This is a genomic window from Pseudovibrio sp. Alg231-02 (genome assembly GCF_900143565.1).
Classification (GTDB): Bacteria; Pseudomonadota; Alphaproteobacteria; order Rhizobiales; family Stappiaceae; genus Pseudovibrio.
The window spans coordinates 144552-171493 of the sequence record NZ_FREX01000011.1; the positions used below are offsets into that span (position 1 = coordinate 144552).

At 52.0% G+C, this 26942-nt stretch carries 21 protein-coding genes; 12 read left to right on the plus strand and 9 right to left on the minus strand.

Going from position 1 to position 26942, the window contains the following annotated elements; genetic code table 11:
* Positions 1–329 precede the first annotated feature (329 nt).
* The 4 genes from adhE (at position 330) to DHN43_RS23375 (ending at position 6258) form a co-directional block, all read left to right on the plus strand.
* Positions 330–2999 (plus strand): bifunctional acetaldehyde-CoA/alcohol dehydrogenase, encoded by a 2670-nt coding sequence (adhE, locus tag DHN43_RS23360; protein WP_108820237.1) that lies wholly within the window; start codon positions 330–332, stop codon positions 2997–2999.
* A 111-nt stretch (positions 3000–3110) separates the two neighbouring features.
* Positions 3111–3569, plus strand: coding sequence for a thiol-disulfide oxidoreductase DCC family protein (locus DHN43_RS23365; RefSeq protein ID WP_108820238.1), 459 nt, complete (start codon positions 3111–3113; stop codon positions 3567–3569).
* 5 nt (positions 3570–3574) lie between these two features.
* Complete coding sequence (locus DHN43_RS23370) at positions 3575–5227, plus strand: DUF4166 domain-containing protein (RefSeq protein WP_256387197.1); 1653 nt, start codon at positions 3575–3577, stop codon at positions 5225–5227.
* A gap of 383 nt (positions 5228–5610) precedes the next feature.
* On the plus strand, positions 5611–6258 hold the full coding sequence (locus tag DHN43_RS23375; RefSeq protein WP_108820240.1) for a DUF1062 domain-containing protein: 648 nt from the start codon (positions 5611–5613) through the stop codon (positions 6256–6258).
* A 71-nt stretch (positions 6259–6329) separates the two neighbouring features.
* Here the strand turns inward: DHN43_RS23375 and DHN43_RS23380 are convergent, their stop codons facing one another.
* Positions 6330–7715, minus strand: coding sequence for an aminotransferase-like domain-containing protein (locus DHN43_RS23380; protein WP_108820241.1), 1386 nt, complete (start codon positions 7713–7715; stop codon positions 6330–6332).
* Positions 7716–7832: 117 nt separating this feature from the next.
* On the opposite strand from DHN43_RS23380, the gene DHN43_RS23385 reads away from it, so the two are divergent.
* Positions 7833–8708, plus strand: coding sequence for a DMT family transporter (locus DHN43_RS23385; protein WP_108820257.1), 876 nt, complete (start codon positions 7833–7835; stop codon positions 8706–8708).
* Positions 8709–8759: 51 nt separating this feature from the next.
* Here DHN43_RS23385 and DHN43_RS23390 read toward each other — a convergent pair whose 3' ends face one another.
* A complete protein-coding gene (locus tag DHN43_RS23390) occupies positions 8760–9761 on the minus strand; it encodes a succinylglutamate desuccinylase/aspartoacylase family protein (protein ID WP_108820242.1) in 1002 nt (333 codons plus the stop codon).
* Between the two features lie 186 nt (positions 9762–9947).
* Here DHN43_RS23390 and DHN43_RS23395 point away from each other — a divergent pair, with 186 nt between their 5' ends.
* On the plus strand, positions 9948–10721 hold the full coding sequence (locus DHN43_RS23395) for a class I SAM-dependent methyltransferase (RefSeq protein WP_108820243.1): 774 nt from the start codon (positions 9948–9950) through the stop codon (positions 10719–10721).
* 141 nt (positions 10722–10862) lie between these two features.
* Complete coding sequence (locus tag DHN43_RS23400; RefSeq protein ID WP_063294677.1) at positions 10863–12053, plus strand: cation:proton antiporter; 1191 nt, start codon at positions 10863–10865, stop codon at positions 12051–12053.
* A 43-nt stretch (positions 12054–12096) separates the two neighbouring features.
* Here DHN43_RS23400 and DHN43_RS23405 read toward each other — a convergent pair whose 3' ends face one another.
* Entirely contained in the window at positions 12097–12729 is a 633-nt protein-coding gene (locus DHN43_RS23405; protein WP_108820258.1) for a tetratricopeptide repeat protein, read from the minus strand.
* Between the two features lie 165 nt (positions 12730–12894).
* Between DHN43_RS23405 and DHN43_RS23410 the strand changes: the two genes are divergently transcribed.
* The 3 genes from DHN43_RS23410 (at position 12895) to DHN43_RS23420 (ending at position 15438) form a co-directional block, all read left to right on the plus strand.
* Positions 12895–13479 (plus strand): TetR/AcrR family transcriptional regulator, encoded by a 585-nt coding sequence (locus DHN43_RS23410; protein WP_208995592.1) that lies wholly within the window; start codon positions 12895–12897, stop codon positions 13477–13479.
* A gap of 149 nt (positions 13480–13628) precedes the next feature.
* Positions 13629–14684 carry a DUF418 domain-containing protein gene (locus DHN43_RS23415; RefSeq protein ID WP_108820244.1) on the plus strand — a complete coding sequence of 352 codons (1056 nt, stop codon included), beginning with the start codon at positions 13629–13631 and terminating at the stop codon, positions 14682–14684.
* A gap of 85 nt (positions 14685–14769) precedes the next feature.
* Positions 14770–15438 (plus strand): HAD family hydrolase, encoded by a 669-nt coding sequence (locus DHN43_RS23420; protein ID WP_208995593.1) that lies wholly within the window; start codon positions 14770–14772, stop codon positions 15436–15438.
* Positions 15439–15633: 195 nt separating this feature from the next.
* Here the strand turns inward: DHN43_RS23420 and DHN43_RS23425 are convergent, their stop codons facing one another.
* Together DHN43_RS23425 and DHN43_RS23430 are read right to left on the minus strand one after the other, a co-directional pair.
* A complete protein-coding gene (locus tag DHN43_RS23425) occupies positions 15634–15960 on the minus strand; it encodes a hypothetical protein (RefSeq protein ID WP_108820245.1) in 327 nt (108 codons plus the stop codon).
* A 481-nt stretch (positions 15961–16441) separates the two neighbouring features.
* Positions 16442–17323 (minus strand): calcium-binding protein, encoded by an 882-nt coding sequence (locus tag DHN43_RS23430; protein WP_108820246.1) that lies wholly within the window; start codon positions 17321–17323, stop codon positions 16442–16444.
* A gap of 481 nt (positions 17324–17804) precedes the next feature.
* On the opposite strand from DHN43_RS23430, the gene DHN43_RS23435 reads away from it, so the two are divergent.
* A complete protein-coding gene (locus DHN43_RS23435) occupies positions 17805–19277 on the plus strand; it encodes a DEAD/DEAH box helicase (protein WP_108820247.1) in 1473 nt (490 codons plus the stop codon).
* 42 nt (positions 19278–19319) lie between these two features.
* Here DHN43_RS23435 and DHN43_RS23440 read toward each other — a convergent pair whose 3' ends face one another.
* A complete protein-coding gene (locus DHN43_RS23440; RefSeq protein WP_108820248.1) occupies positions 19320–19727 on the minus strand; it encodes a cupin domain-containing protein in 408 nt (135 codons plus the stop codon).
* A 56-nt stretch (positions 19728–19783) separates the two neighbouring features.
* Positions 19784–21190 (minus strand): magnesium transporter, encoded by a 1407-nt coding sequence (gene mgtE, locus DHN43_RS23445; RefSeq protein ID WP_108820249.1) that lies wholly within the window; start codon positions 21188–21190, stop codon positions 19784–19786.
* Between the two features lie 261 nt (positions 21191–21451).
* Here mgtE and DHN43_RS23450 point away from each other — a divergent pair, with 261 nt between their 5' ends.
* The gene (locus tag DHN43_RS23450; RefSeq protein ID WP_057464736.1) at positions 21452–22567 is read left to right on the plus strand and encodes an extracellular solute-binding protein; all 1116 of its coding nucleotides are present in this window, start codon (positions 21452–21454) and stop codon (positions 22565–22567) included.
* Positions 22568–22664: 97 nt separating this feature from the next.
* On the opposite strand, the gene DHN43_RS23455 is transcribed toward DHN43_RS23450, so the two are convergent.
* Complete coding sequence (locus tag DHN43_RS23455) at positions 22665–24275, minus strand: BCCT family transporter (protein ID WP_057464735.1); 1611 nt, start codon at positions 24273–24275, stop codon at positions 22665–22667.
* 1122 nt (positions 24276–25397) lie between these two features.
* Positions 25398–26375: an aldo/keto reductase gene (locus tag DHN43_RS23465; protein ID WP_108820250.1), complete on the minus strand. Its 978-nt coding sequence runs from the start codon at positions 26373–26375 to the stop codon at positions 25398–25400.
* Positions 26376–26942 lie beyond the last annotated feature (567 nt).

Sequence of the window (26942 nt, forward strand, 5' to 3'; positions counted from 1 at the left end):
ATCGCGATCTCACCTCGCATTAACTCATTGAATATAAAGTGTAATATCACTGATTTTACGGGTGAAAACTGTATGCAATGCTATGCAATAAATGACAAGTTTGATTATTATGGCAATTCTGGTCTCTCAGAGTAGCCTTCAGATTGCCAGTTTTATGACATCCTATTCATATATCTCTGATTTTTGACTTAAGTCATGCGCCTAAAGTACAATGTGACCCAATAATACCTGTGTCGAACAGAAGAGCGGTTTCCTCCCTAGAGCTGTTTTGTGACATGTACGGATAGTTTGTCACGTTTCTGCTTCGGATTTTGCCTACGGAGAAGAGAATGCCTGTCACTAATCGCGAAGAATTAGACGCCCTGGTTGCTCGGGTTAAAAAAGCGCAACGGACTTACGCTACATACACACAAGAGCAGGTAGATAAGATTTTCCGTGCAGCGGCTTTGGCTGCTGCGGATGCTCGCATCCCACTCTCCCGCATGGCGGTTGAAGAGACTGGAATGGGCGTAATGGAAGACAAGGTTATCAAAAACCAGTTTGCTTCCGAATACATCTACAACAAATACAAGGATGAAAAGACCTGCGGTATCCTCGATGAAGATGACACCTTTGGTACCATCACCATTGCAGAACCAACAGGCATCATCTGCGGCATTGTCCCAACCACAAACCCGACCTCTACTGCGATCTTTAAAGCACTGATTTCTTTGAAGACCCGCAACGGTATCATCTTCAGCCCGCACCCTCGTGCAAAGCTGGCAACCAACGAAGCCGCTCGCATCGTTCTGGACGCAGCAATCAAAGCTGGTGCGCCAAAAGACATCATCGGCTGGATTGACGTTCCAACAGTGGAACTCTCCAACGCATTGATGACACACGATGAGATCAACCTGATCCTCGCAACCGGTGGTCCGGGCATGGTGAAGGCAGCTTACTCTTCTGGTAAACCAGCCATCGGCGTGGGCGCAGGTAACACTCCGGTTGTGGTTGATGAGTTTGCAGACGTGAAACGCCTTGTTGCTTCTGTCCTCATGTCCAAAACATTCGATAACGGCGTGATCTGCGCATCTGAGCAGTCTGTTATTGTTGTCGAGGAAATCTACGAGCAGGTTAAAGAGCGCTTCTCCAGCCACCAGGGCTACGTGCTGAAAGGCAAAGAGCTTCAGGCTGTTAAAGACGTACTGCTGAAGAACGGCGGCCTCAACGCAGCGATCGTAGGTCAGCCAGCACCAAAAATTGCTGAAATGGCCGGCGTAAAGGTTCCTGCAGGGACCAAGATCCTGATCGGTGAAGTCACCGAAGCCAGTGAAGCCGAAGCATTCGCACACGAAAAGCTGTCTCCAACGCTTGCCATGTACAAAGCAAAAAGCTTTGAAGACGCATGTGACACCGCTGAAAAGCTCGTCACCATGGGCGGCATCGGTCACACCTCAGTGTTCTATACAGATCAGGACCGCTGCGCAGATCGTGTGAAAGAATTTGGCCGTCGGATGAAGACTGCCCGTATTCTCATCAACTCTCCTGCATCCCACGGCGGCATTGGTGACCTTTACAACTTCTCCCTCGCACCAAGCCTCACACTGGGCTGCGGCTCTTGGGGTGGTAACTCCATCAGTGAGAACGTAGGTCCAAAGCACCTGATCAACAAAAAGACCGTTGCGAAGCGAGCTGAAAACATGCTGTGGCACAAACTGCCTGAATCCATTTACTTCCGTCGCGGCTGTCTGCCAATCGCTCTGGGTGATCTGGAAGGCAAAAAGCGCGCACTGATCGTAACCGATGGGTTCTTGTTCAAGAACGGCTACGCTGATGAGACTGTTCGTGTTCTCAAAGGCCTGGGCATGGAAACAGATGTCTTCTACGAAGTAGAGGCAGATCCAACACTGTCCATCGTGCGCAAAGGCGCTGACCTTTGTAAAGCATTCAAGCCAGATGTGATTGTTGCAATTGGTGGTGGTTCCCCAATGGATGCAGCAAAGATCATGTGGGTTATGTACGAACATCCGGAAGTTGACTTTGCTGATCTGGCATTGCGCTTCATGGACATTCGTAAACGTATCTACAAGTTCCCTAAAATGGGCGAAAAAGCCAAGATGGTTGCGATCCCAACCACCTCTGGCACCGGCTCTGAAGTAACCCCGTTTGCGGTGGTGACTGATGACGAAACCGGCATGAAGTACCCAATTGCGGATTACGAACTCACACCAAACATGGCAATCGTGGATGCGAACCTTGTCATGAACATGCCGAAGTCTCTGACAGCGTTTGGCGGCATTGATGCCATCACTCACGCAACAGAAGCTTACGTCTCTGTTCTGGCAAACGAGTACTCTGATGGTCAGGCTCTGCAGGCTCTCAAACTGCTTAAAGAGAACCTCGTAGAATCCTACGAAATGGGTGCCGAATCCCCGAATGCACGTGAGAAAGTGCACAACGGTGCAACCATCGCAGGTATCGCATTTGCGAACTCCTTCCTCGGTGTTTGTCACTCTATCGCACACAAAGTAGGTGCAGCGTTCCACGTACCGCACGGTTTGGCCAATGCCATGCTGATCTCTAACGTGATCCGCTACAACTCAAATGACAACCCAACCAAGCAGACTGCATTCTCTCAGTATGCACGTCCTCAGGCAAAATGCCGGTACGGTGATATTGCTGACCATCTGGGCCTCACAGCAACTGGAGACAGCCGTGAAGCAAAGGTTGAGAAACTGGTTGCTTGGGTAGAAAGCGTTAAGAAGGCTCTTGAGATCCCGGCAGGCTTCAAAGACCTGGGTATCACTGAAGAGCAGTTCATGGCGAAACTCGACGAAGTCGCTGTGGAAGCATTCGATGACCAGTGCACCGGAGCAAACCCACGGTACCCACTGATCGATGAGATCAAACAGCTCCTTCTCGATGGTTATTACGGTCGCGTCTACGTAGAGGGCCGCGCGGAGGATGTTGTAGATCTTGCGCAGGAAAAAGCGAAAAAAGCCTCTAAAGCGAAAGCTTAAGTCCAACGCCATTCCTGCAAGCTAAACATTGCGGCTCGAAAAAAGACCCCGGGGCACCAGCTCCGGGGCTTTTGCGTTTCAGGGACCAACATAAAGTGATAACTCTTGCGTATGGAAACGAAGCAACTCAAGTTCTCCTATCGGGATGATAGCAGCATCCCAAGGTTCCCAGATGATGGCCCTATTTCAGTCATGGATGCCCACTGCGGACTTTGCGCAAAAGGAGCGGCATGGATAGCAAGGAACGATCAGGACGAAGAGTTCAGGATCGTACCGCTGCAGTCCGAATTGGGAGAAGCGTTAGCAGTCCATTATGGGCTCGATCCATCTAATCCATTGAGCTGGCTATATCTCGAAAATGGAGTTGCATATACCTCACTGGATGCATTGATCCGTGTTGGGTTACGCTTGGGGGGAGTATGGAACATTTTGGTTGTATTGCGAATTTTACCACGATCTGTGCAGGATGCGATGTACGGAGTTGTTGCCCGCAATCGCTATAAGTTTTTCGGTAGGGCTGATTTGTGTTCAGTGCAGAATTCTGAAGTCAGAAAAAGGCTGTTACTTTGAAAATATTGGTACTTGGCGGCTACGGTGTCTTTGGTGGGCGGTTGGTTGAGCTTCTTTTAGATATCGAAAGCCTTGAGCTTGTTGTTTCAGGCCGCGATCAAAACAAGGCTGAAGCTTTTTGTAAAAGACATAGCGGTAGCGCTGCGCTCACCCCATTAGCCTTGGATCGCACAGAAATTGCTCTTTGCCTCCCAACAATAAAACCCGATATCGTAATCGATGCTTCAGGTCCATTTCAGTCCTATGGCCAACATAAATATGCCACCGTTGAAGCGTGCATCGCAGCTAAGGTGAATTACCTCGACTTTGCAGATGCTGCGGATTTTGTCTTTGGTGTTTCTCAGTTTGACCAGCAGGCAAAGACCGCCGGGATTTTTGTGATTTCTGGCGTGAGCAGTTTTCCGGTTCTGACAGCAAGTGTCCTTCGGGAGATCTCTAAGACGATGGAGATACACCATGTGACTGGAGGTATTGCACCGTCTCCATTCGCGGGAGTTGGGCTCAACGTAATGCGTGCGATTGTTGGTTATGCTGGCTCACCAATCACGCTGTTTCGTGAAGGTGAACGTGCTCAAGCAATTGGTCTTGCTGAAACTCGACGCTACACGATCTCTGTGCCGGGTAAACTGCCCATGAGAAACACTCACTTTTCGCTTGTCGATGTGCCTGACCTGCAAGTCCTGCCACCTGAGCATCCTACAATGCAATCGATCTGGATGGGGGCGGGACCTATTCCGGAGGTTTTGCATAAGATGTTAAACTGGATGGCTCGGGTGAGGTCAACACTGAGGCTCCCGTCCTTTGAGCCGTTGTCTCCGCTTTTCTATCGGGTCCTTAACCTCTTTAAATATGGAGAGCATCGGGGAGGTATGTTTGTTCATGTAAGCGGCTCAGCGAATAAAGGGCCTGTTGAGCAGTCATGGCATATGTTGGCCGAAGGCGATGACGGCCCATATATTCCTTCTATGGCCATCGAAGCAATTATTCGGAAAATTCTTGCAGGCGAAGTACCCAAAACAGGAGCAAGATCTGCAACCCGGGAATTGGAGCTGGAAGACTATAGTAAACTCTTTGAAAAGAGACCGATCACTATGGGATTCCGGCAGGATCAAAGAGCCGAGCTCAACCCGTTCAAACAGGTGCTTGGGAGTGCCTTCAATCTTCTTCCAACTGCATTACAGAACTTTCATGGCTCAGACCAAAAACAAACGTGGCAAGGTCAGGCAGTAGTTCATCGAGGCTCAGGGCTGCTTTCGAAAATGATAGGTCGTGTGTTCGGTTTTCCCAAAACGAACGACGCGGCGAATGTGTGTGTCACCCAGATTCCAGATGAAAATGGTCTAAGCTGGACCCGGTCGTTTGATGGAAAAGAATTTGAATCTTTTCTGAAAGTGGGTAGAGGAAAAGACAGTTACCTTCTGAGTGAACAATTTGGACCCGTGAAGGTTGCTCTGGCACTCGTCTTAGATGAGGGAAAGCTGCGCTTTATTCCTCGGAGATGGTCTATATTCTCAATACCCATGCCACGAATTTTGCTGCCTCACGGAGAGAGCTTTGAGCAAGAGACGGATGGGCGGTTTTCGTTTGATGTCCAGATTTCAGCTCCAGCGGTAGGGCACATCGTTTCCTATAAAGGTTACCTCGAACCAGAGACTTAGTACCCGTAAATAGCCTTTACACCTAAGTAAATGTGACGGCAAAGCTACAGCAAGCTCTCGGAAACTTCCGTAGCGTTCAAAGTCTCTTCCGCTGATTGGCGTGTTTTGCTAGAGCTGACTGCCTAGTTAAACAACGTGAGAAATCAATTTTGCCTATGTAATCACCGGTCTCTTTTAGTCAATCATTGTTCTGCAAAAGATACTCCTTTGCGGCGCGCTTTCTGTTGCGCGGATGGTGGCATGAGACCGGTTTGGCCTCGTGATTTCTGGCACTATCCTTGCGCATTTTTGCGCGCTGCTTTCTATAAAATCCTTAGCCTTACCGTGTGCTGTAACGGCGTCATGCTGCGCATCCGCTTTTTGACAAGTGGAAATCCAAAAGCATGTCGAAATCGCTTAAATGCGTCTGGACGCTTCAACCCGAAAACCCACCAAACCCGATTATTCCCTGCAAGAACTGCGGTGTTCTTAAGCCCTTCAAACCATCAGGGAAGTTCCGTCTCAATGCAAATGGCACCAGACTGGACGCATGGCTCATTTACAAATGCATGACCTGCGATGCCACGTGGAATCGCTCGATTTTTGAACGCTGTAACCGCAAGCAGATCGCCCCGGACTTTTTGGAAGCAATGCAAATCAATTGCCCGGAGCAAGTGAAAAGGTATGCCTTTGATAAAACTGGTTTACCTGCTGTCGCTGCACTAAGTGAAGGTGAGGGGATGGTCACCGTTCACAAGCAAATCGTGGAGGGCACGGCACGGGACTGGACGGTTCTTGAAATCACACTGAACGCAGCAGTGCCCGTCAATCTGAGATTGGACAGGTTGCTCGCTCAGCAGCTGGGAGTGTCACGAAGTGCCCTGAAACAGCTTGCTAGGCAAGGAGGGCTTCTTGATGGAAACGACGAGCCTCTTCAATTGAAGAAACCTCCCAAACACGGCATTGTCCTGCGCCTTCAACTTGCTGATCACACTAACCTGAGAGCACAAGTGCACTCAGCCTTACTCGCAGATGAATTTGTAGAGGCGTGACATCAACCACAAGCCCCCAGAACAAAGACTTGGGGGCTTGTTCCTACTGAATTGAGGTCGGCAATAAGCCACTAAAGATTACACATCACGTCCGCCAGAATCTCGTAGGTCATTGGGTTCCCCATCTGGCTGACGTTGAAGCGCATGAACTGGCCCATGGATTGGGTTGGGCTGAAAACATCACCTGGGGCAAGAACCATGTTTTGCTGCAGGGCTGCGCGGGCGAGTTCAGCTGAATCGATGCCTTCCGGCAGCGAGCACCAGAGGTAAAATCCGCCCTCTGGCATCAACCAGGTCTGGATGCCCAGCTCAACCAGATTGGCGGAAACCTCGCGCCGTGTCTTGGCAAGGCGAGTACGCAAGGCCTCCATGTGCTTTCGATAGGAACCATCACTCAGGCAAGCATAAATCAGCTCCGTGGTGATCGGGCTAGGGCCACCGAAGGTCGTGGCCACCTGAAGATCAACCAGAGCTTCAATCCAGTCTGGTTTGGCAGCGATATATCCGCAGCGTGCGGAAGCCGACAATGTCTTTGAAAAGCTGCCAAGTCGGATCACGCGATCAAACCCGCCCAAGGCAGTCAGGCGCGGCGTTATTTCTGGCAGAAACTCAGAAAACACATCATCCTCAATCAGGATGAGATCATGCCGGGCTGCAATACTCAGGATCTTATGAGCACCTTGAGGAGAGAGGGTGACCCCCGTGGGGTTATGCAATGAGGTGTTGGAGATGTAAAAACGTGGCTTATGCTCCACAACAGCCTGCTCAAACTGCTCACAATCCATGCCTGTCCTGGTGTACGGCACGCTCACAATCTCAACTTGATGCGCTTTCAGGATTGCCTGAAAGTTGAAGTAACACGGGTCACTGACAAGAACCTTGTCTCCGGGGCGCAGCAAGAAACGGCACAACAGGTCAATAGATTGAGTAGCAGAACCTGTCAGCAAAATCTGGTTCGGATCAACCTCAATCCCTTCTGCCGCAAACTGCCTAGCCTGCAACCGTCTCAGATTGCTGGCCCCTCGTGTGCTGGCATAATCTGATAGCAAGTGATCATCCGCCTTGCTCAAATTACGAATGGCCTTGCGCAGGGATGCGTTCGGCATCCAGTCCGCAGGCATCCAGCCACAGCCGGGTTTGAGCATATCCCGTCCGGTATCCAGCGATTGTCGAGAGACCCAGAACGGATCGATCTCTCTATCCAGATGCGGCCCAATCTCTGAAACCGTAAAGGGCTGCGTTTTCGGGGAGACATAAAATCCGGCCCCTTTGCGGGCAAAGATAATCCCTTCGGCAGCAAGCCGGTCATAAGCCTCAACCACTGTCGAGGCGGAAACATTCATTGTAGAGGCAAACCCTCGGATGCTTGGCAGTTTCTCGCCCGGTTCCAACGCGCGGCTGCTGATCTTGCTGCGCACCGCTTGCATCACGCGTTGTGTTTGTTGCCCATAAGCCATTTTACATCTCACCTGCTGTATTGACGATTGTAGCAGTACAGTTTCTCGCAATTGTATTGTTTTGTGGCTGTTGTGCCTAGCCCCACCTCGCTAAAAAACAGAAAACGGAGGTGAATGATGCAAGCATCACTGGCACAAAGAGGCTCAGCAGGCTGGGGAAACGGTCTGCTCGGTGTCATAATTTTCAGCGGCTCTTTGCCCGCAACACGCACAGCTGTCGCCGGATTTGATCCATTCTTTCTGACAAGCATACGCGCAGTGATTGCTGCATTGCTGGGCATTGCGTTGCTGAGCGTGCTGAGGCAGCCTTTCCCAAAGCGGCAGGATATCTTGTCCTTGACAGTCGTTGCCCTCGGTGTGGTGATAGGCTTCCCGCTGCTTTCTGCATTGGCGCTTGCACAGATGACGGCAGCGCAGTCGCTGGTTCTGATGGGAGTTTTACCATTCTCGACAGCTATCTTCGCTGTTTTGAGAGGAGGGGAAAGACCAAAGCCATTCTTTTGGGTGTTCTCTGGCGTCGGCAGTCTAGCTGTGGCGGTGTTCGCGCTCTCACAAAACGCAGAAGGCTCACTGCTTGGCTCTCTTTACATGTTCGGCGCAATTGTTGTGTGCGGCCTTGGATATGCAGAAGGGGCGACACTTTCAAGAAAGCTGGGAGGCTGGCAGGTCATTTCATGGGCACTTGTACTGGCTCTTCCAGTCATGCTGGTAGCTGCAATCCTAAGTGTACCTGCTCAGCTGCCAGACAGTCAGTCCACCGCGTGGTATGGCCTCATGTACGTTTCTGTCTTCTCAATGCTGGTTGGCTTTGTGTTCTGGTATCGCGGGCTGGCTTTGGGCGGTGCTGCGGGGGTTGGACAGCTTATGCTCCTGCAACCATTCTTCGGCCTCATGCTTGCAGCACTGCTGCTTCAGGAGACGATTTCGTCAATGATGATTGCAGCGACAGTCGTTGTGGTTGGCTGTGTGGTCGGTGCCAAACGATATGCATAAATAAAAGACGAGAGCAGGTCACTACGAAGCGGCCTGCTCTCACTGTGAGACCTATACCCGTCGCAGTATCTGCACGATGGTCGCGCCCGGTTCCCGTAAAGGAGTGGTGCAAACGGAAAGCACGCGCCCGTCACATGGGGCTGCGTACTTCGCCACTACATCGCCGAAAGCGTTTGTCATGGTGGCAACCAGCTGGCCTTTGGTCACCTCCTGATTGAGCTGCACCAACACACGCGCAAACCCGCCAGTGTCTGCAGTGATCGACATATCGTCGTTCCCCACATAGCTTTCAATCCCAAGCAGGTTCACTTTGCCCGCAATCATCCCATAGTCGATCAAGGTGTTCAAAATGCCCTGAACACCGCGCTGGGTCATATCCGGATCAAACACATTGGCACAGCCCAGCTCGATGGTAAGCGATGGAACGCCAGCCCGAACCAACTCAGTCTCAACCGAGCCATCAATACCGTCATCTTCTAGGATCTGATCTGCAGGTTGAAGAGCGGCCAGTCGACATACATCTGCACTGCGGAAGTCTGCGAACATAAAGAATGGGAAAGCTGTTCCGGTTGAATCCGTGTGCAGATCCAGAAAGATATCCGCATTGTCCATGTAAAGATTATGCCAAAGCGCATAGGCATACCGGCTTCCCGCATTTGAGCTCTTCGCATCCCCCGGCATCATGCGATTGAGGTTTGTGAAGGTCTGTGTCTCATTTTGCGAAGGGTAGTAGCGCGAAGCCAGCTGCATGCCAGGAGGGTTTGCGCCCGGTACCAGAACAACAGTACCTTTCAGAGCCGCTGGATCAAGATGCGGTAACAACTGGTGGATCACATCCACCCCCTGAACCTCATCGCCATGCAGCGTTGACTGAATGAATAGCTTTGTTCCGCGCTCCGCACCCTTGATCACAATCACTGGAATACGGTGGTAATTTCCCAGGGAGTCTGTGGAGGCTTTAAAGAAGAAACGGTGTTTCCCAGCAGCAAGCTCATCAACACTGAGCTTTTCGATGACGGGTACACCATCAATGATATCATTCGTTGTTTTCATGGAAGAAACCTACCGCGCCCGACACAGATGGAACAAGTGAGTTTACATCAAACATCACAGTGTTGATTGGCCTGAGTATCTGAAACTGAACATCCCGCCTTCGGGTGTCTGATGCATGATCTGCCAATAACAACTTGAGCTAGGTTTGATTTTTGTATACTTATGTATGCAAAATTGAGGTGCTTCATGAATATCGCAAGTGATCACGCATTTTCCGGCCTGCAAAAAATCTATGACCAAGCTCGTCCGCGCTACCCACAGGATGCGCTGGAACACATCGTGGATCTGTTGGAGATGCCCAAAGGTGCAGAGCAGGGGCATCTATTGGATGTTGGCTGCGGCACCGGAATTTTGACGCGCCAACTTCAAGGGCTGTCACCAGGCAGCAAGTTTACAGGATGCGACGTCAACGAAGACATGCTGTTTCAGGCAAAAGCAAGGGATAAGGCAGGTGAAGTGTCTTGGCATCAAGCCGCTGCTGAAAAGCTTCCGTTCGAAGACAGTGCTTTTCATCTCATCACCGTCGCACAGGCCGCACAATGGTTTGATCGACCGAAGTTCTACCGGGAAGTACAGCGTGTTCTCACCTCACAAGGGTGTCTGGTAATTATCGAGAACAACCGGCAGCTGGAAGCCTGCGCTTTCATGCACGCCTATGAAACCTTAATCGAAACGCACAACACCAGTTACTCCAGAGATTACCGCAGGTTCGACTATGCGCAGGAGATGCAAAAGGCAGGCTTTGCTCAGGCAAACGTTCGGCGGTTCCCTTGGTCCCGTTCCATGTCACATCAGGATTTTGTTGAAATGGCCAAATCCTCCTCAAAAGTTCAAGCTGCGATCAAAGCAAGCAATGGCGTTTTCCTGATTGAGCTTGATCAGATCCTGCAAGAACATTGGGGGGAGGACGAGCAAATAGTGATTGATTATTCGACACAGGTCTTCGTTGGGCAGCAATGAGACTGTTGAGGCGCTGAGGCAAATCGGCTTGTGCAGCTTAAACCAATGCAAAGACTATCTTCTTAGAGTGTCGGGAATGCGCAACTTAAAGGCGATCCATTGAACACGAATAGTGGACACCGCCGGGATTAAAATGGCCAAATGTCCTATCAAAATCTGACCGTCATCTTTGCAGTGGTTTTTTTGTACAGCGTGATGAGCCGACGGCTGGAGCAAAAGCCGATCAATGGAGCATTGCTGTTTTGCATTATTGGCTTTTTGCTTGGCAATGACGGTTTGGGGTGGTTTCAGGTCAAGCTCACCAATGAATCCATCAAGACATTGGCTGAGTTGGCTCTTGCAATCGTTTTGTTTACGGATGCGGCCAAAGCAAATCTCAAAGTCCTTGCCACCAACATTGACTTACCACGGCGCCTCCTCTTGGTTGGCCTGCCGCTCACAATCATATTTGGCATCGGAGCCGGGATGGCGTTGTTGCCACAACTCCCTGTCATCGAGATTGCAATTCTGGCTGCTTTACTCGCTCCAACGGATGCCGCGCTTGGCAAGGCCGTGGTGACAGATCCCTCTGTACCGGCCAAGATCAGAGGAACTTTGAATGCCGAAAGCGGGTTAAACGACGGCATCTGCGTTCCAATTGTGTTTTCTCTCCTCCCAATTGCAGCTGATCCATCCCTGATAAGCCACCTGAACAAAATGGCCGCGCAATTGCTTGCTGAGCAGATCGGCCTGGGTGTTCTTGTGGGGATTGGCATTGCCATTCTCGCTGGGCAGATCATTGATTACTCTTTCCAGACCAAGGAGCAATCCAAAACGTGGGAGCAGGTGACTGTCGTCGCTCTGGCGATCTGCTGCTTCTCAGTCGCGCAACTGGCAGGTGGCAGCGGGTTCATCGCTGCCTTTGTGGGCGGTATTGTTTTCGGCTGGTTGGAGAAGCCCTACAAAGAGCAGCTCCTGGATTCAGCAGAAGGAATAGGAGACTCGCTCTCCCTCATGACATGGCTCATTTTTGGCGCAGCTATCATCGGCTCAGTCCTGCATGAGTTCACTTGGGAAATCCTGGCCTACTCCATCCTGAGCTTGACGGTCGTCAGAATTTTGCCTGTCCTTTTCGTCTTGCGCGGTGAGCCTTTGAGCACAAAAGAAAAGCTCTTTATTGGTTGGTTTGGCCCACGAGGTCTGGCAAGCATCGTCTTCGCTATTATCGTGCTGGATGCGAACTTGCCGGGCAGTTCCGTCATCGCATCAACAGCTGTAACCACCATCGGCCTCAGTGTTATCCTGCACGGACTAACAGCGCATTCCTTCATCAAAGCATTGAAGAAAAAGTAGCAGGAGAGGGGCTGGCAAGAGGTTATCTCGCCAGCACATCAGATCAGTCGATCATTTTTGCATGCAGTGCTTCGTTATTGGGGAAGTGCTGCAGGCCTTCTGTCCAGATTTCTTTGGCAGTCAGAAAATCCCGCTTCTGTTCATAAATCGCCCCAAGCACCAGATACGGGTACACATGATGCCAGTTGGACTTGGTTTTCTGCTGCGCCTCAATCATGGACTTCAGGATTTTGATGGAGGAAGCCTCCTGATCCCGCTTATGAGAGAAGCCATAGAGTGTCGCTTTCCCAAGCCACGCGCCCCAGCTGGCCTTATCTTGACTCAGGGCCTGATCAAAATAAACATCAGCACGGGCTGCCAGCTCAGCCATCTCGCTTTCATCCTCCGACATATAGACCCCATACGTCAGAAGCGTGCCATACCTGGCAATCAGTTCCGGATTGCTGTTGGAGGAAATGTCCTTGCCCAGCAACTCAACTGTCTCTTTGAAGCTCTTGGAAGAAACCAGCTGAACCACCAGCAGCTCCCCATCCGGGCTCCACAGAGAGGTTGTCTTTATTTTACTCAAACCCTGTTGTGGGCTGATATGCTGCTGTGTTGCGCCATTTTTATCCCATGAAAACGCCCAGGGCACCCAATGGTCAGCCAAGGCTGGCGGGCTAAGAATCACGCTCATGAAAAGAGCCGGTGCCACAAAGCAAGCTTGGCACATTCTTTTGATAATACTCATAAAAAATCCGTCGTATTGAGAAGAAACATGGGCTTTTGACCTTCTTATTTCCTGCAGAAAATTACAGGACCTTTATTGACAGTTGTGTATCTAATAATACATATAAGTATCATGTCGATACCATTGAACAACACCACAAAAGACAAACTGCTGGAAGCAGCCGTACGTGTGCTCAACAATCAGCCACGGGCGTCTCTGGCAGATATTGCAGAGGCCGCAGGCGTAAAACGCGTAACTCTTCACCGTGTTATTGGCACACGTGAGGAATTGCTGCGTGACGTGGCCTTGCGCGCTTTAGACCAGATGGACGAAGCGTCTTATGCAGCCATCAAAGGCAAGCGCAAAGCGTTTGAACAGCTCAAAGCCATTGTAGGCGCTCTGGTGCCTTATGCAGATTCCTGTCACTTCCTCTGGAAGAATCCCGACGTCTGGGATGATCCCGAAATTGCTAGAGAAATCAAGCGCCACGACAAGGAACTCTGTGATTTAATTGATCGTGCAAAGGAAGAAGGCGACATTCTCTCCTTCATCCCAAACAGCTGGATCATCGCCTCGCTGGACGCTGTTTTGTATGCAGCAGCAAGCACATCACAGGCCGGAAACATCGCAACCAATGATGCCAGCGCACTTGCAATTCAAACCTTGTTTGGCGGCATTACGAAGAAGGTAAAGGGCGTGCAACCCGTTGGGGTTTAGAGCGTGTTCCGTTTGATTGGATTCAAGCAAACGAAAAGAATTCGCTCCGACAAAGATGTTAGAGTGCGGTGCGTAGTTGTAAATGAACGCGGCGTGCTCTGGGAGGCAGAACGAACAGTATAGGCCATATCAGGTCGGATAGGAACGTGATGGCTGCAGCAACTAAAATCGGGCGACTGGAGGGGCTGGACCTCGCCAGGTTCATCGCCTTCGTGGGTATGGTGATTGTCAACTTCTCCATCGTGATGGGCGCAGAAGGTGCTGAGGGTATTCTCAGCAACATCATCTACGCACTGGAAGGACGCGCTGCAGCCACCTTCGTCGTGCTGGCAGGCATCGGCCTTGGTCTGGCGGGGATGAAAGGGGAGCTTAACCTCACCATCTTCACCACGGTCAAACGCGCTGCCTTCCTGCTCGTGCTCGGCCTGCTCAATATGCTCATTTTTGATGCTGACATCCTGCACTACTACGCGTTTTACTTCCTCTTCGGTGCTCTGCTGCTGCCAGTGGGCACCCGCACTCTGGGCTGGCTCATTGCGGGTCTGGCCACCACCTCTGTGCTCATGGTCATCCTGTTGGATTATGACGCTGGCTGGAACTGGAACGACCTGACCTATCCTGAGTTCTGGACACCCGTCGGCTTCATCCGCAATCTGTTCTTCAACGGCTGGCATCCGGTCATCCCGTGGCTTGGGTTCCTGCTGTTTGGCGTGATGCTCAGCCGCTCAAGCCTCTCCTCAACCAAAACGCAAGATGCGCTCATGTTCGGCGGCCTTCTGGTCTTCCTGTTCGTCAACGCTGTCAGTGCTTACCTGCAACCACTCATCGCGATGGTAGAGCCGGAACTGGCCGATCTGGTGGGCACAAGCCCGGTGCCGCCAATGCCGTTTTACATGATGGCTGGCATGTCCGTCGCCTCCATGGTCGTCGGCGTATGTCTGCGCTCAGCCCCAATGCTGAAAAGCTCCGGCGTGCTGACTATCCTCAACCCCGCAGGCCGCCAGACCCTCACACTCTACCTCGCCCACATCCTGCTCGGCATGGGCGTCATGGAGGAGCTGGGCCTGCTCGGCGGCCAAACCCCGCAGGCAGCCTTCCTCGCCTCAGCCATTTTCTGCGCTACAGCAGTCATCTACGCTCTCATCTGGAGCCAGTTCTTCAAACGCGGCCCAATCGAAGCCCTCATGCGCAAAGTGGCAGGCTAGCCCTCGCAAGGCCCGCCAATCAAACCACGCTTGCCACGCCCGCCTCCAAAAGCTAGGCTCCGGTTTTACTCTCGGGAATATTGCAGTGTCTTTTTTATCGGCCCCACCCAAACTTGTGATTTTTGATTGTGACGGCGTGCTTGTGGACTCCGAGCCGCTCTACATCCGCACTCTGCACCGTTTGCTGCAGTCCTACGGGGCGCCGCTCACCTTTCAGCAATGCTGGGAGATGTTCGTCGGCAAAACCAGCCGCGAGGTTGACGCCTACCTCAAAGAGCAAGGCCTGAACGCGCCCAGCCATTGGAACAAGGACTTCCACGAGCAGTCAAACGCTCTGCTGGAAAAGGAAGTCCAGCCCGTTGCCGGCATTCAGCAGGTGATAAAGCAACTCGCCAACGCAAAAATCCCCATCTGCGTTGGCTCCAACGGACATCCGTTCACGGTCCGCATGACGCTGGAAATCACCGGCCTGCTGCCATGGTTTGACGGCAACGTCTTCACCGCAACGGATGTCGGCGCCAGCAAACCCGCGCCAGACCTGTTCCTGCATGCCGCAAATAAGGCAGGCATCAACCCGGAGCACTGCGTCGTCATTGAGGACAGCGCCACCGGCATGAAAGCCGCCGCCAGCGCCGGCATGCGCTGCTTCGCCTACACGCCAGAAACCATCCCGGCACCCCAAAACCTCTTCGGCGCCCACCCGTTCCAATCCATGACCACCCTACCAAACCTGCTCGGCCTCGTTCCAGCTTAGCTCTTGGTGTCATCCCGGGCGGAGCGTAGCGGAGACCCGGGACCCAAAATTCACGCACCAACACATCCATACAAACCCACACACAAAAACGCTGGCCTGCGGGCACAATTCGCCCGGCCGCAGACCAGCAGGACACTCATGAAGGGCTGTGTAAGGGTGGTACTGCCAGCCCTTGGAGTGCCGTTTCACAGTGATCTAATCAAGAGACACAGTTTTCGTATTGACCAATGTTGGAGAGGCGACGCTGCGTGTTGCGTGACCGGAAAATCCTTTAGGGAAGGATGTGCCGGACAACGCATCAGTTAAAATTCCGCAGGTCTTGTTGAGTGCCTCTAGGCGGTCAGATAATGCATGGTGCAGAGTGAACAAAGCATCACGCTCGCAGCTGTTCTTCATCCGCTCGCTCAGCACCATATGCTGGATGTATGCAAGGTTCTGAAGATCAGAAACAACAACGTTTACTTCGTCAAATTCGTTTTGGAGAGTATTTGTGGCGCCACAGGCGCATGCAGTGTCGTCCATATTCAAAGCCTTCTTTTCTGGCTGTTGAAGTTCCGCGACGACAGATGAGCTTTCGAAGACCCACTGGCGAGCGGGAGGTTCGAAACCTGGAAAAGACAGGCGAGTTTATTCCCCCCCGAAGGAGGTGTTGTATTCACCGCCCTCCCGCTCATAGCAAAGGGTTTGCGCCTTTAGAAAAAAGACACAAAAAATCCGCTAGTTAACGGGAGCGGTAGCCGCTTTTCAGAGGTTTCGAAGCCTCACATATGAATGTGGAATGGAACGTCCGCCCTGTCAACGAAAAGTTGCAGAAGAAGGCGGAGGTGTTGCCGTGGGGATACGCTGGGAAAGGATGTGATGGACGCTAGTTTTGTTCAATTGTTGTTTGATTGCTCAGACTGCCAAAAAATGATTGCAGCCAGTCTACGCTGTATTCCGGATGAATGTATCAATGTAAGAAAATTGCCGCCATCGAATGATGGCAGCAATTAATTTTGTAGTTTTATGAAAGTAAGTCCATAGTTTCAGTCGCAGGAGGAGGTGAGACATTATAAAGGTCGGCATTGGAAAACTGATCAACTGTAATGCCGTCCAATACAGCATAAGCATCATCAATTTTCACCAATGTAGAGCCGACAAACAATCCGCCAAAAAGTTCTTCAGAGATTTCGATGGATTGAATAACTTCGGCGTTATCAGCAAAATAACCAATACGATCTACACCATCTTCAAAATCAGTGATAATGCTGATGCCATCGCCGGCACCGAAGACAAAGATGTCTGTATCTGCCCCACCTGTCAGGCTGTTAGTGCCGCTGCCACCTCGAATAATGTCGATACCGGCACCCCCTTCGATTGTATCGTTTCCTGAACCGCCTAGAATTGTATCATTCCCGGTTCCCCCTTTGATCTGGTCTGCACCTTCTCCACCTAGAATTGTATCATTTCCCGATTCACCTTCGATCCGGTCGTCACCTGCATCGCCGGATAGATAGTCGTCCCCAGAGCCGCCATTAATGAAGTCGTTGTCATTGCCACCATAGACAGTGTCTTCACCCTCATTGGCCGTCATAATGTCTTCGCCATTGCCGCCGAGCAATTGATCATCTCCGTCAGCGCCACGGAAGGTGTCGTTGCCGTCTCCACCTATAAGGCTGTCGTTACCTTCTCCACCGTGTAGAAAGTCATCGCCATCTTCGCCGTAAAGGGTATCATCACCTTCATTGCCTGAGATGTTATCGTTACCTGTGCCGCCCCAAACGATGTCAGAGTGAGTTCCGGCACTAATGCTGTCATTACCACCATGGCCATAAATGTGGTCGATCTGGAAATCGTAAACGTTAAAAGAATCGTCGCCTTCAGTGAGATGAGTAACTCTAGCCATAAAAATTCTCCAGTGATTGGAATCAACTATAGGTATATGCAAGATGCATTAATGCTCCTATAGATTGTGTGAAGCTTACCTTAAGTCATGAGTAGAGAATGCTGCATGGTTCAGCGTAGGAGGACGTCGGTGAGGGGAGCTCGGCAGGGGCATTTGAACCCCACCCCCTTGCATTCCCGCGCATTTACCTATATCTCCCGAGGCAACGCGCTTATCGGGCATATGCTTGGAGCGCCACCCCGCTGCCTGCAATATATTCAGCAAGGCAGCCTGCTCGAGTGGGATGTAACACGGGCACGCACCGTGGTCCGCAGCGTTTCTAGGTCGCTTTCAAAGCTCCTCTCAAACTCCATGGATCTCAATTTTAGCCAGTCTGGCCGCGTAGACATATGTCTGCGGGGTATATGCTGGCGTTTAATCTATGAGTACCTGCCTGATCCCATATCAGGGGGCGTGCTCTGCACATCTTGGAAGTACGAGAGTGAAGAATTTTGACGAAGCTGGCCTCGCAGAGCCTATCCTGCGCGCTGTAAAAGAAGAGGGCTATGAGGCCCCAACCCCAATCCAGCGTGAAGTAATTCCGCACATGAAAGCGGGCGAGGACATCCTCGGCATCGCACAAACAGGCACCGGCAAAACCGCAGCCTTCGTGCTGCCGCTGCTGACCCGTCTGGCAGAAGACCGCAAAAAACCAGCGCCGCACACCTGCCGTGCGCTTATTCTTGCGCCAACCCGTGAGCTTGCCTCGCAGATCGCTGATAGCGTGCGCACCTATGGCCAGTATATCGGCCCATCGACTGCTGTGATTTTTGGTGGTGTGAAACCCGGCCCACAGCTGCGCGCCCTGTCCAGAGGTCTGGACATTGTGATCGCCACTCCGGGCCGTCTGGAAGACCACATGAGCACCGGCGGCATCAAGCTGGACGCCACAACAACAGTGGTACTGGACGAAGCCGACCAGATGCTGGACCTTGGCTTTGCGCCAGCCATTCGCCGTATTCTTGGCAAACTGCCAAAAGTGCGTCAGACAGTGCTGCTCTCCGCAACCATGCCACACCAGATCCGCAAGCTGGCCAAAGAATTCCAGAGTAACCCGCGTGAAATCTCCGTGGCGCCGGTCTCCCGTCCAATTGAGAAAATCGAGCAGTCCGTTCGCTTCCTCAATTCAAGCTCAAAGCGAGCTGCCCTACAGGAAATCCTGTCAGAAAAAGACATCGAACGCGCCATCGTCTTCACCCGCACCAAGCGCGGGGCAGACCGTGTCAGCGGTCATCTGGACAAAGCAGGCCTCAGCTCAGCAGCCATCCACGGCAACAAGAGCCAGCGCCAGCGCGAAAGATCGCTGGATGGCTTCAAAAATGGCTCCATCAAAATCCTCGTGGCAACAGACATCGCTGCCCGCGGAATTGATATTGATGGTGTCAGCCACGTGGTCAACTACGAGCTGCCAAATGTGCCGGAAGCGTACGTTCACCGCATTGGCCGGACAGCCCGCGCAGGCAAAAGCGGTGTTGCCATCTCCCTGTGTGATGGAACCGAACAGCCATACCTGCGCGACATTGAGCGCCTGATTGGCCGCAAAATCCCGTCTGGTGATGGCGATTGGGCGGACGGCGAAATGCCTGCGTACGACCCAACAAACGAACAGACACAGCTGAAACGCCACAAACGCCCGCAAGGCAACCGTCGCCGCAGTGGCGGTGGTGGTGGCGGCGCTGGCCGCTCAGCCGGTGGTGCTGGTCGTCCAGCTGGCGGTGCAGGCCGCAACGGTGCCGCACAAGGCAGCAAACCAGCAGGTGAGGCAGGCGCAAGACCAGCTGGTGCAAAGCCAAATGCAGGTCGTGGCCGCGGCGGCAAACCAAACGCAAATGCGCGCCCAGCTCAAAAAAGCGGTCCAAACCGCAGCCAGAGCAACAGACCACGCCGCGCAAAACCAGCAGCTGCACAGCGCTGATTTCATAAAACACGCCGGGGCTCACAAGCCCCGGTTTTGCTTTCAGGCCTCAGTGGTCTCTGTGGCCTCGTCTTCCGCCTGAGTGCCAAAACCGGCAGGCGAGACGATCTCGATCAGCTCAAAATCCTCAGAATGCTCAATCTCGCGGTGGCGAATGCCCGCTGGCTGCACCACACAGTCCCCCGGCTTCACCGTGCGGATGCCATGCCCCTCATACTCAAACCGCGCCCAGCCTTTCAGCACATAATAAAACTGAAAGGAGCAATCATGCACATGCCACTGACCTGTCGCATTGTGCCCCTCACGCGCTTTAATCACATGCGCAACCACAGCCCCGTTGGTGGCGTCAGCCACGCCAAGGTCGCGGTACTCAAAATAACTGCGCAACCCCCGCGCCTCAAACTCCCCAGCCTCACCTTCGCTGTGGCTGAAACTCTGTTCCTGTTCCATGAAAGTCCCTCCCTCATCGTTGGGTAGTAGGGACCGTTAGGGCAGGGAACGTCAAGTTACAGATAAAGATAACTGGCCGTCGTGAAGTAAACCAACACCCCAAGCACGTCATTGCTAGTGGTGATGAAAACACCCGTCGCCGCTGCTGGATCAATGCCAATCTTGTCCAGCACCACAGGCACCGTCGCCCCCACCATCGCCGCCACCGTGGTGACGATGACCAGAGAGGACGCAGCCGTAAGCGCCAGCCACACCGGATCATGAATCTCAAACAGCACGGCCCCAATGCTGATGAGCACAGTCAGCACACTGCCTGCAATCACGCCGTTAGACAGCGCCCCGCAAAACTCCTTCCAAAGCCGAAACAGCGTACTGCCCGTCCAGATAGACCCCGTCGCAATGCCCTGCACCGCAACAGCAGACGCCTGAAGCCCGGAATTGCCCGCCATCGACATGATCACCGGAATAAACGCCGCCAAAATAGCGGCTTTCTCCAGCTCATCCTCAAAAGATCCAACCACCAGCGCCGCAACAGCAGACCCAATCAGCCCCGTCATCAACCAGGGCAACCGGCCTTTGATGATCCGGCGCACGGAGTCTGAAGGCCGTGCTTCCGGCGAAACCCCGCCCATCAACATCAGATCCTCGGAGAGCTCCTCGCGTACAATCTGGTTCATCTGCTCAGTCGTAATCCGCCCAATCAGCTTCCCATCACTGTCAATCACAGGCATGGAGGAGATTTGCCGCTTCGCCGCCTTACGCAGCACATCCTCCTGATCCATTTCTGCCGACACCGCCAGCACATTGGCATCCATCACATCCCCGATGCGAGCTTTGGGCTCCAGCGTCAGCAAGCGCGTCACATCCAGCCGCCCCACTAGCCGGTATTTTGCATCCACCACAAACACCGTACGAAATCGCCCCACCAGATCATACTGGCTCTTGATCGCGGCAATCGCCTTCCCTGCCGTATAATCCTCGTTGAACGCCACAAACTTCCGGCTCATCAACCGCCCAGCCGTATCCTCCCCATGCAAAATCCGCTCCTCAATCTCCGCCCGCGCATCCAGCTGCGGCACGATGATGTCGAGCAAACTCTGCGGAAACTCATCGAGCGTATCCGCCAGATCATTCTCCTTCAGCGTATTGAGAATCTCCACCAGCCGTGTGGTCGTCCCGTCTTTCAGCAGTTCAGCCCGAAAATCCGGATAAAGCTCAGCAAGGATCTTGGTGGAAGGCCGAATAGGCAACAGCGCAAACAGCTTGCGAGCGTCCGGCAAGGGGAGGGCGGTTAGCAACTGCAGCAAATCGGTGGGCGACCACTTCTTCAACCGCTTTACCAGCCAGTTGGTCTCGTGCGCACGCAGCAAATGGCGCACCGTCTTCAGCACTTGCTTGTTGTGCTCATGCGCGGTGGTGTCTGTCTTGCTGCTCCACTGAAGTGGCTTCTTGTTCTTTGCCATCCTCCGCACCTTTGTTTGGGTACGATATTTGTCTGTGCAGACCATGCCTCAGCGAAGTAAATCCCTCCCTAAGATCAAGCAAAACCAATGCTGTGTTTCTATAGCTAAAGTTTTCAAAGAATACCGCAGCCGACAATGAGAAAGCCTTTATGAAATCTAAGTTATGAGGGGCCTTGCACGGGCGGTTATATCAGCGCCCAACAGCATAAAATGACGCACACCAGCGTCTACATATTGGAAAATCTCCGAGAAAGATGTGCCATGCTCAACCGGATCTCTCCAAAACTGTGCGTTCAGATTGTAGCTGCTTCGTTCCTTTCGCTTTTGGCAACCGGTTTTCTGATTAACTCCTCAATGGCTCAGGACAGCTACGCTCAGGCAGAACCCTACGAGGAACTGAGCGGAGCGGGCTCCATGTATCCAGACGTCCTGTTCAATGAAACTTTGCGTCTCTTCAAAACATCAAACCCCGAGATCGAAGTGCGATACGACCCGATCGGCAGTGGAGCTGGGGTGCTGGCATTGCAGGCTGGCAAGGTCGATTTTGCTGTCTCCAGCGCTCCGCTGGAAGCGATCCTCGAGCAAGACCTTGATATTGATGCCGCCGATGAGCCTGTCGCCATAGAGGATAAACTACTGGAGATCCCCATCACCGCAGGCATGCTCGGCATTCTTTACAATATTGAAGGTGTTGGCCATTTGAAGCTCACGCGCAACGCACTCTCCGGTATCTTCGATGGCTCCATCCAATACTGGAACCACCGCGAAATCCGCATGGTGAACCCGGACCTGCGCTTGCCAAAGCTGAAAATCACCATTGTTGGCCGTAGTGATGCCAGCGGCGCAAACCTTGCCCTCTCCAAGCACTTGTACACCGCCGAAAATGCATGGTCTGGCAAATCTGCCAGCATTTGGCCACTGGAAACCTTCCCGAAAGACGCTGTCCTTGTGCCCAGTTCTTCTGAGGTCGTCACCAAGATCACAGAGAATAATGGCTCAATCGGCTATGCCCCCTCAGCCTTTGGCAGCACACTGGGAATCCCGATGGCTCTGGTCGAAAATCAAAAGGGCAACTTCGTAGCACCTTCACTCAATGCCGGAGAAGCAGCCATTGAAGAGATTAGCAGAAGTGGTGACCCGCTCTCCATTGATGAGATTCACAACCCTGAAGCTCCCAGCGCTTATCCCATCATTTCATTCTTTTGGCTGGTGACGGAAGACGTCTACCCTGATGTGAAAACCGGTACTGCGGTGCGCCAGTTTGCTGAATTTGTTTTGAGCGGACAGGCAAGGGGAGCCGCAATTTCATCCGGCTACATCCCGCTTCCGGCCAACATGCGCGCAGATGCCAAGAAGCTGGCAGCAACCATTCACTGATGTAGGCGGGTCAAACGACGATCCCACATGCAACCATTTCAAACAAAAAAGCGGCGGAAATGATCCCGCCGCTTTTTGAATTTAGTATGAAGTTTGCTTATCTAGGCTCGCTACGCAAACCTTTGACGATTGCAAAACATGCGCCAAGCAAGATAATCGCAAACGGGAAGCCGGTTGAAACCGTCATAGCCTGAAGGCTGGAAAGACCACCGCCAAGCAGCAATGCAATCGCAACAAGGCCAACCAAAGACGCCCAGAAGATGCGCTGCTGAACCGGTGCGTTCACCTTGCCACCAGCTGTAATGGTATCGATCACTAAAGAGCCGGAGTCTGAAGACGTCACAAAGAATGTGATGATCAAAACAACACCCAGTACAGATGTGATTTCAGCAAGTGGCAGGTTGCTCAGCATCTCGAACAGCTGAATCTCAGTCGCCGCACCTGCAATTTTGCCAAGGGTAGAAGTCGCTTCCAGCTCAATCGCTGTGCCGCCAAAGGCTGTCATCCAGAGGGTGGTAACAACACTTGGAATAACCAGCACGCAAATCATGAACTCACGAACGGAGCGGCCACGGCTGATGCGAGCGATAAACATGCCCACAAACGGTGCCCAGGAGAACCACCAAGCCCAGTAGAAAGTTGTCCAGCCCTGACGGAAGTTATCGTCAACGCGGCCAACTGGGTTGGAAAGTGCTGGCAGATATTCCAGATAAGCTTCCAAATTCCAGAACAGCTTCTGCAGGATGTCCAATGTTGGACCGGCCAACAGAACAAAACCAAGCAGCAAAGCAGCGGTGATTACGTTGAAGGTGGAAAGGTGTTTAATGCCTTTATCCAGCCCCATAACAACGGAACAAAGTGCAATAGCAGAGATCGCGATGATCAAAATGACTTTGGTTGTTGTCGTGATTTCAAGACCAAACAAATGGTTCAAACCAGCATTGGCTTGTTCTGCACCAATACCCAGAGAGGTTGCCAGACCAAACATGGTGGCAAACACAGCCAGAATATCAATCACGTGACCCGGCCAACCCCAAACACGCTCACCCAGAATTGGATAAAAGATAGAGCGGACGGTCAGCGGCAGGCCTTTGTTATAGGAAAACAGAGCCAGACCAAGAGCAATCACAGCATAAGTTGCCCATGGGTGCAGGGCCCAATGGAAGATGGTGGAGGCCATGGCAAGGCGCTCTGCTTCCGCACCGCTCAGCGCTTCACCGCCCAATGGGGCCCAGCTGCTGCCAGAAGTGATGGAAGAGAAATGGCCAAGTGGCTCAGCCACGCCGTAAAAGACAAGGCCGATGCCCATGCCCGCAGCAAACAGCATGGAGAACCATTCGCTGTAGCTGTAATCTGGTTTTGCATCTCTGCCGCCGATGCGAACCTTTCCCAGTGGAGACACAATAAGGAAGAGGCAAAGCAACACAAAGATATTGCCGGCAATTAGGAAAAACCAGTCAAAACTAGAAGTGAGCCAAACACGTAGATCACCAAAGACCGGACCAATAGCGTCTTTATAGAGCAGAGTAATTGCAACAAAAATTGCAATCGCAATACTGGAAATAGTGAAAACGATATTGTGGACGTCAAACGCAACACCAGCGATTCGCGGTGTAATATTGTCTTGTCCTACTTCATAATCAGTATCAATAAGATTGGACGGCCCTTCGGGGGCCGGAATAAGATCTGCGCAGGTTTGATCAGTCATACTGGTCCTGTTTATTGGCAGATATCCACGCATGCAGCCCGAATGCGCACGTCACGTGGATTTAGCAGCTCAACCAAGAGCCATGATCCGCTTGTTAGCCATCTGCCGCGAAAGCTCATGGGCGAGCCTATACGATCACTGCCAGAAATGGGTTCCACGCACAAAGGGCGGAAGCTGGCAACGCGGTTGCCTCCATGGCGGAGGCACAGATGGATAGCGATGCCATACAGCGAAAGTGATCTGGCTTAGCATGAAGCCGTCGCTGACAGTGATTGGTTAGGCACCACTTGGTGTGCGCGAAACCTACAAATTTAAATGCATTACACACAAGAGTAAAAATACTTAGTCTTGGGGATAGCTTTTGCCGATTTGCCTGATCCTGCAAAAGCAATATCAAAGAGACCTAAAAACCTGTCTCACATCTCTAAGCTTGTGATCTTCATATTCTATTTTCGGGCCTCATACTGCTCGAACACGCCAGTTTCAGAGAATACCAATCTCTTCCATGCTGTATTGACTGTGCAAAGATGAAGATATTTCAGGCCTAATGAGGCACGTGAGTAGGGTTGCTCTCTCTATTGATGGCTTTCTCATAGCAAACCTTAGTGTGAGACGTGAGGTTCGGACGCAGCGCAGAAAATACCATTCAAAGTAAGAGCAGCTCAGTTTCGGTTCCGTGGGAAGTTGGATCCGTTGCACTTTGGAGCATGTTGCATTCGGCCTTACGGCGAGAGGTGCAATCGAGGTGTAAGGTGGCGATGATGTTTGAGGCGAGAGCGTGAAGTTGCCATCTATGACCTGAAAGGCGAACTGTGGTTGGAACTCAGTTTCATGCCTGACTCAGATGTTCGCTCAGACTTTGAAACAGATTTGTGCACGTTCTGGAGTTCCACATCAAAACAGCGGTTCCCTATCGATTTATAAAAGAGAAGGAGATCAACTTTGCGTTTGAATATAAACCCAATGCTGATCTTGGAGGCCGCGATCAGAGGGATAAGCTGCTTCTAAATGGTGTCGCCAAACTATGAGGGCAAAGCCTATATATAAAGTCACATTGCTCTGGATTGCGAAGTGAAAACCCAGTTCCTCAGAACTGGGTTTTGTTGGCTCGATCTCGATAAGTTAAGATAGCGCCCATTTAGCAACGATGTCTTCAGCACCTTTCAAAAGGTCCGCATCGTAAGAGCGTGTTGTGACCGCAATGTTCTCTTTCACCTGCCATTCCTGATAGGCTCCGGTAATAATGGGCCCGACCGCATCCTGCGCCATCAACCACCCCATAGCCAGATGGGCCAGAGGCATACCGGCTTTTTCAGCGAAAGCTTTCAACTCGTCAGCACAGCCGAGATACTTCTCCAGTAGCGGAGAATTCAGTTTCGGGTTATTGGCGCGGTCATCATTTTGGTCGAAGTTACCGCTTGCTTTGAAGGTTCCTGCCAGCAATCCCTGCATTAATGGGCTATAAGGCAAGTACTTGAGGTCATGCTCCTCGCAAAGCGGAATGATCTCATCACGACTACGGTAGCTCAGCGGTATATTATGATAATGCGTGGCATTCGGCTCCAGAAGGTTATAAAGCCCCTGATAAGTGGCCAGCTCACAATGTTGCATCAGCTCTTTAGTCATCTTCAATGAGAAGTTGGAGACGCCAAGATGTCGAACCTTCCCACTCTCCACAACAGCGCGTAAACCTTCGGCGGTCTCTTCAACAGGTGTATGGGGATCAGGCCAATGGCACTGCAGCACATCAATATATTCTGTCTGCAAACGCTCGAGTGATTGATCCACCTCTTCTATAATAGAAGTTTTGGTCAGATTGTTTTTGACAGCCCTCTCTGGGTTGTTCCAAACCAGCCCGCATTTGGTGGCAATATACAGCTGGTCACGCTCAAAGGTCTTGAGGGCCTCACCCAAAAGCGTTTCCGCATGCCCAAGCCCGTAAACCGGTGCGACATCAAAGAAATTGATGCCCAGCTCAACGGCTGTTCGCATGGTTCGGATAGAGGTTTGATCCTCTGTGTCATTCCAGGTGCCACCGACAGCCCAGCAACCGAACCCCAGCACAGACGCATTCATATCTTTCAAAGCTCTGAAAATCATTGTTTTTTCCGCTATTAAAACTCCCAGGGGGAGGGGAGCACACAAAAATAAACAGCGCAATGCGCCATAACCGCCTTTCCAGACCTGAAGCTGATGATCAAAAGCCCACTTCGGCGGGGATAGTTTTTTGGTTTGCGTTTATAAGATTTGATAGAAGGAGGATAAGTCCTGTCCCTCAGTTGGCTGGAGCAAGAGGCGTTTGCTGATGTCGTTCTTAGTTCCGCGTCTTCCCATACGTGCTGTTTCCTTGTCGTCTTGCACATTCGAGCGCATAAAAACGCTGTTTCGCGCAAAATCACGCAAACGAACGCAATGGCGGGGCTTTCCATTGGGCGTCTCTCAGCACATTAATGCCATCTCGGCGAGTTCAGGCGCTGCAGCCTGTGTCACGACCACCATACACCCTCATTCATTATTCAGTTTTCAAAGAACGCGGATTGCTCCGAAGTCTGCTTGCCGGCGTTCTGAGAGAGTGCAGCCTGATTTGATCGCGGTCTATTCCTGTAATGTTCTCCCTGAGTCTTTGGTGGCCGGGAGTTGGAGCATGGAGAATGGCTGGTGTGATTA